The sequence below is a fragment of the Candidatus Schekmanbacteria bacterium genome, assembly GCA_003695725.1.
Taxonomy (GTDB): domain Bacteria; phylum Schekmanbacteria; class GWA2-38-11; order GWA2-38-11; family J061; genus J061.
Window position 1 is genome coordinate 1 of record RFHX01000035.1, and the last position, 13,483, is coordinate 13,483.

General features: G+C 36.5%; 15 protein-coding genes and 1 tRNA gene. 2 read left to right on the top strand and 14 right to left on the bottom strand.

The features are described 5' to 3' along the window. Together D6734_01405 and D6734_01410 are read left to right on the top strand one after the other, a co-directional pair. Positions 1-380 (top strand): hypothetical protein (locus D6734_01405; GenBank protein RMF97735.1); only part of this gene is annotated, 380 nt, incomplete at its 5' end. A gap of 43 nt (positions 381-423) precedes the next feature. Next, positions 424-1,209 (top strand): gliding-motility protein MglA, encoded by a 786-nt coding sequence (locus tag D6734_01410; GenBank protein ID RMF97736.1) that lies wholly within the window; start codon positions 424-426, stop codon positions 1,207-1,209. A gap of 23 nt (positions 1,210-1,232) precedes the next feature. Here the strand turns inward: D6734_01410 and rny are convergent, their stop codons facing one another. The 14 genes from rny to D6734_01480 form a co-directional block, all read right to left on the bottom strand. Continuing rightward, positions 1,233-2,795: a ribonuclease Y gene (gene rny, locus D6734_01415; protein RMF97737.1), complete on the bottom strand. Its 1,563-nt coding sequence runs from the start codon at positions 2,793-2,795 to the stop codon at positions 1,233-1,235. A 17-nt stretch (positions 2,796-2,812) separates the two neighbouring features. Further along, complete coding sequence (locus D6734_01420) at positions 2,813-3,406, bottom strand: 5-formyltetrahydrofolate cyclo-ligase (protein RMF97738.1); 594 nt, start codon at positions 3,404-3,406, stop codon at positions 2,813-2,815. Between the two features lie 283 nt (positions 3,407-3,689). Continuing rightward, positions 3,690-3,995, bottom strand: coding sequence for a cell division protein ZapA (locus tag D6734_01425; GenBank protein RMF97739.1), 306 nt, complete (start codon positions 3,993-3,995; stop codon positions 3,690-3,692). Positions 3,996-4,019: 24 nt separating this feature from the next. After that, positions 4,020-4,286: a hypothetical protein gene (locus tag D6734_01430; GenBank protein RMF97740.1), complete on the bottom strand. Its 267-nt coding sequence runs from the start codon at positions 4,284-4,286 to the stop codon at positions 4,020-4,022. Positions 4,287-4,434: 148 nt separating this feature from the next. Then, on the bottom strand, positions 4,435-6,834 hold the full coding sequence (locus tag D6734_01435; GenBank protein ID RMF97741.1) for a phenylalanine--tRNA ligase subunit beta: 2,400 nt from the start codon (positions 6,832-6,834) through the stop codon (positions 4,435-4,437). Beyond that, on the bottom strand, positions 6,831-7,862 hold the full coding sequence (locus D6734_01440) for a phenylalanine--tRNA ligase subunit alpha (protein RMF97742.1): 1,032 nt from the start codon (positions 7,860-7,862) through the stop codon (positions 6,831-6,833). Before D6734_01440 ends, D6734_01435 begins: the two co-directional genes overlap by 4 nt. Positions 7,863-7,934: 72 nt before the next feature. Next, the gene (locus D6734_01445) at positions 7,935-8,291 is read right to left on the bottom strand and encodes a 50S ribosomal protein L20 (GenBank protein ID RMF97743.1); all 357 of its coding nucleotides are present in this window, start codon (positions 8,289-8,291) and stop codon (positions 7,935-7,937) included. Between the two features lie 13 nt (positions 8,292-8,304). Then, positions 8,305-8,502 (bottom strand): 50S ribosomal protein L35, encoded by a 198-nt coding sequence (locus tag D6734_01450; protein RMF97744.1) that lies wholly within the window; start codon positions 8,500-8,502, stop codon positions 8,305-8,307. Between the two features lie 64 nt (positions 8,503-8,566). After that, the gene (locus D6734_01455; protein RMF97745.1) at positions 8,567-9,127 is read right to left on the bottom strand and encodes a translation initiation factor IF-3; all 561 of its coding nucleotides are present in this window, start codon (positions 9,125-9,127) and stop codon (positions 8,567-8,569) included. A gap of 7 nt (positions 9,128-9,134) precedes the next feature. Next, the gene (gene thrS / locus D6734_01460) at positions 9,135-11,057 is read right to left on the bottom strand and encodes a threonine--tRNA ligase (GenBank protein ID RMF97746.1); all 1,923 of its coding nucleotides are present in this window, start codon (positions 11,055-11,057) and stop codon (positions 9,135-9,137) included. Positions 11,058-11,115: 58 nt separating this feature from the next. Further along, positions 11,116-11,187, bottom strand: a tRNA-Val gene (locus tag D6734_01465). A gap of 135 nt (positions 11,188-11,322) precedes the next feature. Then, positions 11,323-12,591, bottom strand: a complete 1,269-nt coding sequence (locus tag D6734_01470) for a hypothetical protein (GenBank protein RMF97747.1) — start codon at positions 12,589-12,591, stop codon at positions 11,323-11,325. A gap of 4 nt (positions 12,592-12,595) precedes the next feature. Continuing rightward, the gene (locus tag D6734_01475; GenBank protein RMF97748.1) at positions 12,596-13,021 is read right to left on the bottom strand and encodes a hypothetical protein; all 426 of its coding nucleotides are present in this window, start codon (positions 13,019-13,021) and stop codon (positions 12,596-12,598) included. Further along, the gene (locus D6734_01480) at positions 13,018-13,473 is read right to left on the bottom strand and encodes a ComF family protein (protein RMF97749.1); all 456 of its coding nucleotides are present in this window, start codon (positions 13,471-13,473) and stop codon (positions 13,018-13,020) included. Before D6734_01480 ends, D6734_01475 begins: the two co-directional genes overlap by 4 nt. Positions 13,474-13,483 lie beyond the last annotated feature (10 nt).

The following is a 13,483-nucleotide window of genomic DNA, read 5'->3' on the forward strand; positions in this document are numbered from 1 at the left end:
ATTTATGTAAGGAAATTTTAAACGTTAAAAATATTTATGAAACAGAAATACATGCTGGAAACATTTTTAAAAGAAACAAAAAATTTGAATATTTAACAGAAGAACAATCTTTTCTTTTTTTTAAAGAAATTTTACAACTTGTATCAAAATTTAATCTAACACTTATTTTTGGAATTGTATATAAAAATGCAACAATTTTTGGTGATGTTTCTGATAATTTAAATAAACTAAAACTAATGTCCTCTGCAATTTATGCTTTTTTTCATAACTTAGATTATTATCTATCCTATCAAAATAGTAAAGGAATTATTATTGCTGATGAATTATCTGAAGGTAGATATAAAGATATAAATTTTTTAAAAACGGCAATATTAAATTGAAAATATAAGTATCTGAAATATAACCTTTTTCCCTTTTTCAAAAATGGCTATATTCAATGTTGCTTTAGATGAAGCAATTATAAAAATTGTATATTATGGTCCTGCAAGAGGTGGGAAAACAACAAATTTAGAATATATTTACAACAAGAGTGATCCTGAAACACGCGGCAAATTAATTTCAATGAGGACTGAAACTGACAGGACATTATTCTTTGACCTCTTACCAATGAATCTTGGGAAAATAAGAGGAATGAATATTAAACTGCAGTTGTATACTACTCCAGGACAAGTTCAGCTCTCCTCAACACGAAAACTCGTTTTAAAAGGAGTTGATGCCGTTGTATTCGTAGCCGATTCTCAAAAAGACCAAGTCGAAGCCAATCTTGAAAGCTTGGAAGATTTAAAAATTAATCTGAGTGAAAGCGGTCTTGACATTGACAGCATTCCTATCGTATTTCAATACAATAAAAGAGACCTTCCTGATATTACGCCGGTTGAAGAAATGGAATCCATTTTGAATCCTATGGGACTTGATTCTTTTTCCTCTTCTGCAATAAATGGAGAAGGAGTTTTTGAAACTTTAAAATGTGTTTCAAAAAAAACGATTGAAAAAATTCAGAGTTCCAAAATCCCAATAGCGACATCGAGGGAAATCAATCCCCATCCCCTAAAAGATATCCTTACAAAGCCGCCAAAAAACGGGAATGGCGATTTGAGCAAAGCTATCACTGAATTAGAGGATAAAATACTCGATGCGCGAAGGACTTTAAACCGCCTTTCAAGAGCGCTGAGCGAAATAGAAGAAAAACTCAGCGATTCCAACAATTAAAAAACATATATCAATAACGATAATTATTTCGCATACTCAACTGCGCGCGTCTCCCTTATTGCAGTGACTTTTATCTGCCCCGGATAGGAAAGCTCTTTTTCAATCTTTCTCGCTATTTCTCGCGCAAGAGAATAAGTTTCTTCATCGGAAAGGTCTTCATTCTTTACAATAATCCTGATTTCTCTTCCTGCTTGGATAGCATAAGATTTCTCAACACCATTGAAGGAATCAGCCAACTCTTCAAGTTTTTCAAGGCGCTTGATATATGACTCCAGCATTTCTCTCCTTGCTCCGGGCCTCGCAGCGGAAAGAGCATCTCCTGCCTGAAGGAGTATTGCTTCAATGCTCAAAGGATTTGCTTCTTCATGATGAGAACGAATAGCATTTACAATAACCTCTTTCTCACCATACTTTTGAGCAATATCAGCACCTATAATTGCATGAGAGCCCTCAACCTGATGGTCAACTGCTTTACCTATATCGTGAAGAAGGCCGGCTCTTTTTGCAATTTCCTTGTCAACTCCTAATTCAGAAGCCATAATTGAGCATAAATATGCCACCTCTTTTGAATGTTCCAAAACATTTTGCGCATAGCTTGTACGAAACTTAAGCCTTCCCAATAACTTAACTAACTCTGGATGAAGCCCATGTATTCCAAGGAGCAAACAACACTGATTACCTTCTTCTTTGATATCTTCTTCAACCTCTGCAGTCATTTTGCCCAACACTTCCTCAATCTTTCCAGGGTGTATCCTTCCATCACTGATAAGTTTTTCAAGTGTTCTTTTCGCAATCTCTCTTTTAATGGGGTCATGGGCTGATAATATGACCGCCTCCGGAGTATCATCAATTATTAGGTCAACGCCTGTAGCTATTTCAAAAGCCCTAATATTTCTGCCTTCTCTTCCAATTATACGCCCCTTCATTTCATCTGAAGGGAGGTCAACAACAGAAACAGTTGTTTCAGCTACATAATCGGATGCAGTCTTTTGAATTGCAGTTGCAATTATTTCTTTTGCCTTCTTCAATGCATTATCCTTTGCGCCTTCTTCAATCTTTTTGACATATTTCATCGCTTCGTGTTCTGCTTCTTCCTTTATGCTGTCTATTAGAATTTTCTTTGCTTCTTCTGCACTCATCCCGGATATCTTTTCAAGACGCCTTTTGCATTCAAAAGTTAGTTCATTCAGGTGCTCTTCAGCTTTTTTTAGTTCCTCCTTTTTTTGCACAAGTTCTTTTTCTTTGTTTTGAATATCGAGGTCTTTCTTTGAAAGAAAATCTATTTTTCTGTCAATATTCTCTTCCTTCTGAGACAATCGCTTTTCAAGTGCTTGTAACTCTTTTTTCTGTTCTTTCGTTTCCTTTTCAAAGTCGGCTCTTGCTTTGAGAATTGTTTCTTTTGCCTCGATGCGGCTTTCCTTGATGATAGTTTCAGCTTCTTTTTTCGCGTCTCTGATAATCTTTTCCGCTTCCTTACGAGTTGCTTCTATATCTTCCTCAGCTTTTTTTCTGTTTTTATATGTTAAAAGGTATGTGACCAAAGCTCCAGCCACAACACCTATGATTAAATAAATGTATATATCCAACTAAATTCCTCCTGTTTTTAGTGGTCATTTTGTTTGTTATTACCGCAGAAATGAATTCTTTTTTCTGAAACAACGATATCAAGCTTCAAATCATAATCTTTCCGCGGTATTCTATCTAAAATTTGAAAATCAAAAACCAAACTGCATAAAACTGCTTTATAACGCTTACCGAAAAAATACCTGTCAAAGTATCCTCCTCCAAAGCCGATTCTGTTGCCTCCCAAATCTACTGATAGAGATGGAATAACAGCAAAATCAATTTCAGAAACATCTTTTATTCTTTCTAATCCCTCCTTTGGTTCAAGAATATTTTTAAATCCTCGTTCAAGGTCATCTTCAAGAGAACGAATGTAGTAAAAGGATAATTCTTTTCTATCCTCATTTACTTTTGGCAAAGCTATTCGTTTGCCTTTCTTCAAAATCTCTTTTATGAAAAAATCAGTGCATAATTCTTCTGGCTTTGATGCATAGCAGATAATATTTTCTGCTTTTAGAAGCACTTCCAATGAAAGAAGATTTTTGCAGGCCAACTGGGAGTATTCCTGCCTTTCATCTTCTCTTAAGTTTTGCCTCAACCCTGCCATCATTTTCCTAATTTTTTCCTTTTCCACAGCTTTATCCTGTGGTGAATTTGGCAGGAATGAAAATTTAGTAGTTGAAGGCGAGTAAAGAAATATCTTGAATTACATCAACCCAACTTCTCTAACATATTCAATGAAGGTGAATAAATGTCTGTCTATACTTATTATATTGACTTTTTTCTTTTTAGCCATCTTCTCATTTACTGCAAATTTAAGCATTTTTTCACCTTTATATCTATTTACTTCTTTGACAAAATTATTTCTTTAACTCACCAACTCCATTAGAAAATTTCTTCCTTCCAAAATCACCACTCTAACAGTTTCTTAATTCTTCTACATTGCTGTCGATAAGTTTTATAAGCATCTCCGCTTTTTCATTATCTAAATGTTGTACCTTATCGACATTTTTCTTCAAAGTCAAATATTCGTCTGTAATTTTTAATGCTGCAAGCACTGCCACTTTAATAGAATCAACTACCTTTGCGCTTTTTGAAATATTGTCCATTTTTTCATTCAAATAATCTACGACTTCGTTGAAATGATCTTCATCGCCGTCGAAGACAAGACTGTAATTTTTCCCATAAATTTTTACCGTTGTACTTTTCTTTCCCACAATTATTTAAATTTTAAATTAAGATAAAAATTAAACAACGGCTTCTATATCTTTGAGCAACCTTTCAATTGAAGATTTTACCATATCCTTTTCGCCCTGTAAAACTTCTTTTTCCTGCAACAATTCATTGTATTTTTCTTTGTAGCCATTGCTTTCTGATAACTTTGCTTCATACTCGGATATTTTTTTCTGACAATTTTCAACTTCTGCCGCAAGTTTTTTATTTTCTTCTTTAAAGTCATTGATTATGTCTATCATTTTTCTAATTTTTTCTTCTAAAATCTCTATCTGTTGCATTTTGATACCTCTCCTTTCTTATTTCTTTCTCATAAAATTGCTCTCCAACAAACAAATTTTAACTAAGTGCTATCAAAAGTCAAGAATTGTGATTAGGGATTTAGAAAAATCAGGACAGGGTAAAGAGTTGTAAGTCTTAATGAAGATTTTAACTTCTTATTTGAGCAGATACATTTTCCTTTAGAGATATTAAAATTCTTTCCATAATTGATGATATTTCTTCATCAGTGAGCGTCTTATCTATTCCTCTAAAGGTCAATGAGATTGCAACGCTCTTTTTTCCTTTGGGTATAGATGCCCCCCGGTAGATATCAAAAAAACATACATCTTCTAAAACATTGCCTGCAGATTTTTTAACAACTTCCAGTATCTGCTCAGCAGTTAAATTTTCATCCACTATTATCGAAAGGTCTCTGTAAGATGGAGGTATTTTTGATAAAGGTTTGAATGATTCCTTCCTGACTTTTCCAAAATCTATCGCATCAATGTCAATTTCAAATACATAAACTGGTCCTCTCAATTCCAACTCATCTATAATTAGACTTGAAATTCTTCCAACATAGCCACATTTCACATCATTGATCATTACATCAGCTGATTCAGAAATATTGAGAAACTTCTTCTTTTGAGATAGTTCTTTGAGCTTTAATTCAAGCCCTGCCGAATCAGCCAAGGATTCAAGCACACCTTTGATATCAAAGAAATCTACATCTCTTTCCTTTTCATACCAACTGATGCTGTTTGCTTTCCCACTCATAAGCCCGGCAAGGTAAACTCTTTCATTAGGAATAATTGTTCCTTTCTCAGGTAAATAAACCCTTCCAATCTCAAAAATCTTTAGATTATGTATGTACCGCTTTTCATTCAATGAAAGCGTTGACAAAATGCCCTCAATCAAAGATGTCCTCATTACACTCTGTTCTTCTGAAAGAGGATTTTTAAGCTCAACAGCATTATTTTTATTACCTGAAATTTTCTCCATTAAGGCAGGATTTATAAAGCTATAGTTTATTATTTCACTAAAACCAATTCTTACCAACTCTGCTCTCATATCTGTTATAGTCTTTATTCGTCCGGGTATCTTCCCATCTTCTCCTGCCTGAGAAAAGGGATATTTTACTGGAATATTTTCATATCCATGAATTCGCGCCACCTCTTCAACGAGGTCTATTTCTTTCTCAATGTCATTGCGATAAGAAGGAGGTGTGACGCTGATTCCTTCCGCATCCCGCGTTTTCACTGTCATTCCCAAATTTTCAAGAATGTTGGCTGATTTTTCCATTGGAATATCTATACCTAAAACCTTTTTTACTACACTTCTTCTAAGAGGTATGATTGGTTTTTGCGGCTTTCTTTTTGTTTCTTTGACAATTCCTGCACAAATTTTCCCATCTGCAAGCTCTGCAATCAGAGAAGAAACTCTATCAGAAGCGTATTCCAGTATTTCAGCATCACTACCCCTCTCAAAACGGTATGACGCTTCAGTGCTCAATCCAAGAGCCTTTGATGTTTTTCTTATCGATGAAGGAGTGAAATATGCGCTTTCTATAAGCAGCTTCGTCGTCTCATTCCTTACTTCCGTTTCTTCACCACCCATAATACCGGCAATTGCAATTGCTTTTCTTTCATCGGCAATAACGAGCATATCATTTTCAAGAGCTCTTTCTACGCCATCAAGAGTCACAATCTTTTCACCCTCATAGGCAGTCCTTACAATAATCTTTTTCCCTTCAATAAGGTCGTAATCGAAAGCATGAAGGGGATGTCCTGTTTCAATAAGAATATAGTTTGTAATATCAACGACATTGTTTACACTTCTCAATCCTGATGCCTTGAGACGCTTTACCATCCATAAGGGAGATGGAGCAATCTTAACATCTTCAATAACTCGTGCCGTATATGAAGGGCAAAGTTCAGGAGATTTTATTTCAATAGAGATCAAATGAGATGACGGCGTTTTTATCTCGTTGAATTTAGGTTTTTTTATCTTTATGCTGTTTCCAGTGATTGCGGAGATTTCCCTGGCTACACCTATAACATTCAAACAGTCGGCTCTGTTGGGAGTTATTCCTATCTCAAGGACAGCTTCTTCTGTTTCAATATAATCTCCGGCATATTTTCCAAGCTCGACTTCATCATCAAGAAAGATTATATTCTCTGATTCGTCTACTATATCGAAATCAGCGTCACAACACAATAATCCTGCTGATTCAATCCCTCGTATTTTTCTTTTTTCTACTTTGCCCGCGGGCAATGTTGTGCCGGCAGGGGCAAAAACAACTTTCTTTCCAATTTCAAGATTGGGCGCACCTGAAACAACTCTTACCTTTTCCTTGCCGGTAAAAACTTCAACAACCTGCAGTTTATCTGATTCAGGATGATTTTTGATAGATGAAATTTCAGCAGTTATGACATTTTTGGGTATATTATCTTCGAAAATAATTATGTCTTCAACTTCAAGCCCTGTCATTGTGAGCTTTTCAGCCGTTTCCTGTAGGGAAAATGGAATATCTACAAATTCTTTCAACCATTTCCATGATATCTTCATTTCATTCTTGCCTTAAATTGCTTTAAAAATCTCAAGTCGTTTTCATAAAAAAGCCGAATGTCATCTATCCCAAATTTAATCATTGCTATTCGCTCGATTCCCATTCCGAAGGCAAAACCGGTGTACTTATTGATATCATAGTTAACGGCTTCGAAGACGTTGGGATGCACCATACCACAGCCGAGAATTTCAATCCATCCTGAGTTTTTGCATACTCTACACCCTTTCCCACCACAGATTACGCATTCAACATCAACTTCAGCGCTTGGCTCAGTAAAAGGGAAAAAACTTGGCCTAAATCTTATGTTTGCATTTTTGCCGAAAAGTTTATGAATGAATACTTCAAGTGTACCCTTCAAATCTGCAAATGAGACCTCCTCATCAACATAAAATCCTTCTATCTGATGAAACATTGGAGTATGAGATATATCCGCATCCCGCCGAAAAACCTTGCCCGGTGCTAAAATCTTTATAGGCGGCTTTTTTTTGAGATATGTCCTAATTTGTACAGGAGATGTATGAGTCCTTAAAAGAATATCATCACTGATATAAAAAGTGTCCTGCATATCTCTTGCCGGATGGTCTGCAGGGATGTTAAGAGCTTCAAAATTATAATAATCTTCTTCAACTTCAGGGCCATCTTCGATTTCAAATCCCATAGTAGCAAATATATCCATTATCTCACCCATAATGATTGTGACAGGATGAAACGACCCTCTTTGAAATCTTCTTCCCGGCAAAGTAATATCAATAGCAGTCTTTGTCTCACTTTCCGCTATTTTGCGTTCTTTCAGCTCTTTTATTGTACTTTCAATTTTTTCAGCAAAGAGCTTTTTCAGTTCATTCGCTTTTTTACCGACAGTTCTCTTCTCGTCGTCTGAAAGTTCTTTCAAGGATTTCAGGACATTTGTGAGCTCGCCTTTTCTTCCGAGATATTTGACTCGCAGAGCTTCTACTTCTTCTACCTTCTTGAGGGACTTTATTTTCTTTAAGAACTCTTTTTGAAGCTCTTCAAGTTTTTTCTTCATTTACATTCCTAACAAGGATTGGAATAAAGAATTATCCTTTTTGGGGAAGATACACTAATGAAAAAGCATCTATTATTGTAATGCAGACTTTGCTGTCTCTGCAATCTTGCTGAATCCTTCAGGGTCATTTACGGCTATATGCGCAAGCATTTTTCTGTTTATGTCAATGTTAGATTTCTTCAGTCCGCAAATCAACCTTCCGTAAGTCAAACCATTTTGTCTGGCAGCTGCATTTATCCGAATAATCCAGAGGCTTCTAAAATCTCGTTTTTTCCTTCTTCTGTCACGATAAGAAAATTGTAAACTTCTTATTAACTGCTCAGCGGCAACTGAATAGGCCGTGCTTTTCGTATTCCAATAACCCTTTGTTTGTTTTAATATCTTTTTCCTTCTCCGTCTTGTCTTGAAACCACCTTTCGCTCTTGGCATATTTCATTCTCCATTAACTATAGGGCAGCTGCATCTTAATCTTTTTGGCATCACTTTTCGCTACAGTAGTGCTTTTCCTGAGATTTCTTTTCACTTTTCGAGTCTTCGAGCTTAGCAAATGGCTTTTATATGCCTTGCCTCTCTTTATCTTACCTGTAGCAGTAACCTTAAATCTCTTTGCTGCCGATTTATTTGTCTTTATCTTTGGCATTATTAAATTTCTCCAATAGAAAGTTGCTTTTTTATGTATTTTACTGAAAAAGTCAAGCACTAAATCATTGCTTCTTTTTTCCTTTGCCTGCTGGTGCCAATATCATTATTATGTGCCTTCCTTCTAATTTTGGAGGCTGGTCAATTTCAGCATACTCCTTCAAATCCTCTGCAATACGGTTAAGCATTTCAATGCCTCTATCAACCAACGTCATTTCTCTGCCATAGAGCACTAATCTTACCTTCGCTTTGTTGCCTTCCTTCAGGAATCGTTCGAGATGTTTCTCTTTGAAATCAATATCATGCTTTTCCGTGCTTAACTTGAATTTAATCTCCTTGACATGGATGATCTTTTGTTTCTTTTTTGCTTCTTGCTGTTTCTTCTTCTGTTGAAAAGCGTGTTTACCATAATCTATGATTTTGCATACCGGAGGATTTGATTTTGCCGCAACTTCAACAAGGTCGAGACCTTCCTCTTCTGCCATTCTCAGCGCTTCGTCCGTAGGAAGTATCCCAATTTGCTCTCCACTCGATGAAATCACCCTTACCTCTTTTGCTGTTATTTCATCATTTATTCTAACATGGTCCCGACTTTTTCCTCTCTTGAACCTTTTTATAACTTTCACCTCCCTTTTATTCCGGTTTTAGCTTTTTTTCTTCAATATCTTCCTTTATTCTTTTCAAAAACTCCTCAATTGAAATAGTCCCGGGATTAATACCTCCTCTCAACCTTAGGGAAAGATTTCTCTCTTCCATTTCTTTCTTTCCCAAAATAAGCATATAAGGAACCTTCGAAAGTTGAGCTTCTCTGATTTTAAACGAAATTTTCTCATTTCTTAAATCTGTTTTACATCTTATCTCATTTTCTTTGAGAATTGATTCAATTTCCTTTGCATAATCATTTACAGCTTCCGTAATTGTCATAATCACAACCTGAACTGGCGAAAGCCATGTGGGAAACGCTCCTGCAAAGTGCTCAATAAGCACCCCCATAAACCTTTCCATTGCCCCTAAAATTACCCTATGGAGCATTGCCGGCCTTTTGTGAGAGCCATCGCTTGCCACATATGTGAGATCGAATCTTTCAGGCAAAGTAAAATCGCATTGTATCGTCGCGCACTGCCATGACCTTCCAAGGGCATCTTTCAACTTAATATCAATTTTAGGTCCGTAAAAAGCGCCGTCTCCCTCATTTATGTCATATCTCAAATTTCTCGACTTCAAAGCCCCTTCCAATGCATTCGTTGCTTTTTCCCATGCTTCATCTGAACCAATTGATTTTTCAGGCCTTGTACTAAGTTCTATATCGTATTCAAATCCAAATATTCCCATAACATAATTAACAAAGTCAATTATAGAGAGAATCTCATCCTGAAGCTGTTCAGGCATACAAAGAATGTGCGCATCGTCCTGAGTAAATCCTCTCACTCTCATAAGCCCGTGCAGGACGCCGGAGCGTTCGTGTCTATGGACTGTACCTAATTCAAACAACCTCAGTGGAAGGTCTCTATAGCTTCTAAGCTTGGATTTGTAAACGAGCATATGAGATATGCAGTTCATAGGTTTTATGCCATATTCTTGTTCATCAACTTTCGTAAAATACATCATATCTCTGTAATTGTCGAAATGACCAGATTTTTTCCAAACATCCATCTTCAATATTTGTGGACCAATAACTATGTCATAACCGCGCTTCAAATGTTCTTTCTTCTCAAAATCTTCAAGGATTGTCCTCAAAAGAGCGCCGTTTGGAAGATAAATTACAAGCCCTGCCCCAACTTCATCATTGATAGTAAAAAGGTCTAATTCCTTGCCAAGCTTTCGATGGTCCCTTTTTTTTGCTTCTTCCAAAAAGGAAAGATACTTCTTGAGCGCCTCTTTCGTAGGGAAAACAGTGCCGTATATTCTTTGAAGCATTTTGTTTTTTTCATCACCACGCCAATATGCACCTGCCGTATTGAGTAGCTTGAAAAATTTGACTTTAGATGTATTGGGAATGTGAGGTCCTCTGCATAAATCGACAAAACTTCCCTGTTCATACATTGTTACGGTCTCATCTTCCATATCCTCCAAAAGCTCAACCTTATAGGTCTCACCTTTCTTTCTAAAGAAATCAATTGCCTCTTTTCGATTCACTACTTTTCTCGAAAAGGGAGTATTTGATGAAACAATCTTCTTCATTCTCTCTTCAATCTTATTCAAATCCTCAGGTGTGAAGCTCTCGTCTCTGTCAAAATCGTAATAGAAACCGTTTTCGATTGCCGGACCTATTGCAACTTTTGTCCCGGGAAAAAGCTCTGTGACTGCCTGCGCCATTATATGAGAAGTGCTATGCCTCAAAATTTCTATGCCTTCTTCTGAATCGGCCTCTACGATTTCTATAGTGCAGTCTTCTTGAGGTGCAAAACTCAAATCTCGAAGAATGCCATCGATCTTGCAGGCAACTGCATTTTTCCTTGAAGGGGATTTAGCTTCTGAAAGGATTTCTTCAACTGTCTTTCCCAAGGGAACTTTTACTCTGCCGCCATCGATAAAAGAAATTTCAATCTCACTCATATATTCAATACCGCTTTCTTTTCTCTCATTTCTCCCTTGGAATTATTTAAAGTCGTCTTAGGCACGAGGGGTTTCGAACCCCTGACCTCTGCCGCGTCAAGGCAGCGCTCTCCCGCTGAGCTACGTGCCTTTATTTTGAAAACTTTATACAAAAGATAGTTTGAATTGTCTATAATTTTTTAATCTCTTCCTAAATATGTGAATTTTCCCATTCTTTTTTCATAATTCTAAAAGCACCTTAGACTATGCAATGAATCTAAACTTATTATCTTTGGTCAGTTATTTTTTCTATTTCTCTTTCAACAAATTTTTCATAGGCACCTGAAATGGATGAAATAAATTCATCAATCTTTTCAGCGCCGCCCTGTTTGACAGTTTCATGAGGCCAATTTTTCATAGATTCAAACTTCTCAGCCCATCCAAGAAAATCGATAGTCGACTTGAAATCAATGGCATCTGGCTTGTCCTTTTCAATTCCTTTAAAAATCGAAATATATGTTTCTGTCAATGCTGATATTTGCGCCTCAAGAGCATTTATTGGAAGACTGATTGCTGCAACTCCTAATTTATCCATTTCATCGATTGTAATCGGGTCTTTTGTTTTCCCTCCTTTCAATGCATTAAAATTGACAGGCCCCTTTGTTTCTTTAGTAAGGATTTCAATGACCTCCCTTTGGCTGTATCCTTCAAAGGGTTTAACAGCTTCATAAAAAATCATATCAGCTCCTGCTTCGAGGTAGCTATTGCCTCTATCCAACGCATCATCAATTGCCGCCTGTCCGCTCTGATATTCATACACGCCGAATATATCAGTTCTTGCATTAATCACGACATCACCGTAATCATCCTTCAATTTGTCTCTTATTGCAGCTGCATTTTCAATTTTTTTGATCATACTTTCCTTCGGGAGAATAACCTTTCCACCCCCTATTCTCCCTTCGATATAAATCTTCTCAGTGCCAATATGACCACAGGATTTTAGAAAATAAATCGGCGGCTTCGACCGTTTCAGATATTTGAGGTTGGCAGATGGATAATCTTTTTTCAATTTTTCCACTATATCCCTCATTGAATCCGGATTTATCACATATTGCTGGTCCTCGATATTGAAAGCGCAAATTCCTGCTTTTATGATTTGCTCTACTATTGTTGGCTCTTCATCAGGTGCACAATAAGCATGGTCTATATCTGCCATTACAAATAAATCCTCTGACACATTTTTTACAGAATTGAGGATTTCAATGCTCCCATTCACTATTTCTTCGACGCCAATTTCACCTGTGTCGGGAAGCATTTTTCTTGAGGCAGCAAGACCAAAACCGGAAATCTGCACTGCCCATGGATTTTCAATGGGATTCCCATAAATCTTAAGTGCTATGCGAGATGCAATGCTAGCTGAAATAGGGTCATGAACACCTGCCGCTACAAGTATATTTCTTTTTCTGTTGCTTATTCTTCTTCCTCTTGAACTGTATGCATCTTTCAAAATTTTTTTTAATTTGTCGGCAAGAGAATCATTTTCCTGGTTATCCATTTGCTTACTCCTCTTTTTTGTTAGAAATATTTTCCCTTTCCTCGAAGATAATCTTGATTTCAGGTCTATATATATACTGCAGTATGAGATAATAGATTACCAAGTCAACAAGAATAATTAGCCCGTCCTCATTTAAATTTAATTTCTTTACTCCAAAAAATCCATAGTCTGCAATGTAATACAAGATAGAAAGGATAAAATCAAAAACCACGAGACGCGGCGCCCAAGGTTTCAATTTGATGAATCCATATCCGATTAAAAAGCCGAGAATGGAGAGAAGGAGCGACAATGAGGGATATTTAAATAAGAGTGTTTCCCTATTCATTCCGGGCTCATATGGAGACAAAAAGAAAATAAAAGCAATGAATGAGTTGTATAAATAGAATGCCGCAATAACGGTTAGCCAAAATGTGCCGCTTTTTTTTGTCATAAATGCCGCCTCGATATTGTGAAAAGTGCCAATTCCCTTGCACCTGCCTTTTTCAAGATATTGCCGCATTCTTCTGATGTTGCACCTGTGGTAAAAACATCATCAACAAGAAGAATCTTTTTATATTTTAAACATTCTTTCGACTTTTTACGCAATGCAAAAACACCTTTTATATTCTTTCTTCTCTCCTTTTTATTGAGCCCTACCTGTTGTTTAGTGTTTTTTATCCGCCTTATGCCTGTATAGATTTTTGTTTTTAGAAATTTGGATATTTCTTCTGCAATTATATATGATTGGTTGTATCCTCTCTTCCACTCCCGATAGGGATGAAGAGGTATGAAGGTAACAATATCCGGAGAAAAGTCTTCAATATTTTTTCCATATCGCTTTAAGTATTCCCTGATAATTTCTCTGCCTAATCCAGTTTTTCCTTTATATTTAAACTGATGCACCGCCTCTTGG

Coding starts and splice junctions, on each gene's coding strand:
- D6734_01410 (RMF97736.1), top strand. CDS start 424: ATGGCTATATTCAATGTTGCTTTAGATGAAGCAATTATAAAAATTGTA.
- D6734_01430 (RMF97740.1), bottom strand. CDS start 4,286: ATGCAACAGATAGAGATTTTAGAAGAAAAAATTAGAAAAATGATAGAC.
- D6734_01435 (RMF97741.1), bottom strand. CDS start 6,834: ATGAAGATATCATGGAAATGGTTGAAAGAATTTGTAGATATTCCATTT.
- D6734_01440 (RMF97742.1), bottom strand. CDS start 7,862: ATGAAGAAAAAACTTGAAGAGCTTCAAAAAGAGTTCTTAAAGAAAATA.
- D6734_01445 (RMF97743.1), bottom strand. CDS start 8,291: ATGCCAAGAGCGAAAGGTGGTTTCAAGACAAGACGGAGAAGGAAAAAG.
- D6734_01450 (RMF97744.1), bottom strand. CDS start 8,502: ATGCCAAAGATAAAGACAAATAAATCGGCAGCAAAGAGATTTAAGGTT.
- thrS (RMF97746.1), bottom strand. CDS start 11,057: ATGAGTGAGATTGAAATTTCTTTTATCGATGGCGGCAGAGTAAAAGTT.
- D6734_01470 (RMF97747.1), bottom strand. CDS start 12,591: ATGGATAACCAGGAAAATGATTCTCTTGCCGACAAATTAAAAAAAATT.
- D6734_01475 (RMF97748.1), bottom strand. CDS start 13,021: ATGACAAAAAAAAGCGGCACATTTTGGCTAACCGTTATTGCGGCATTC.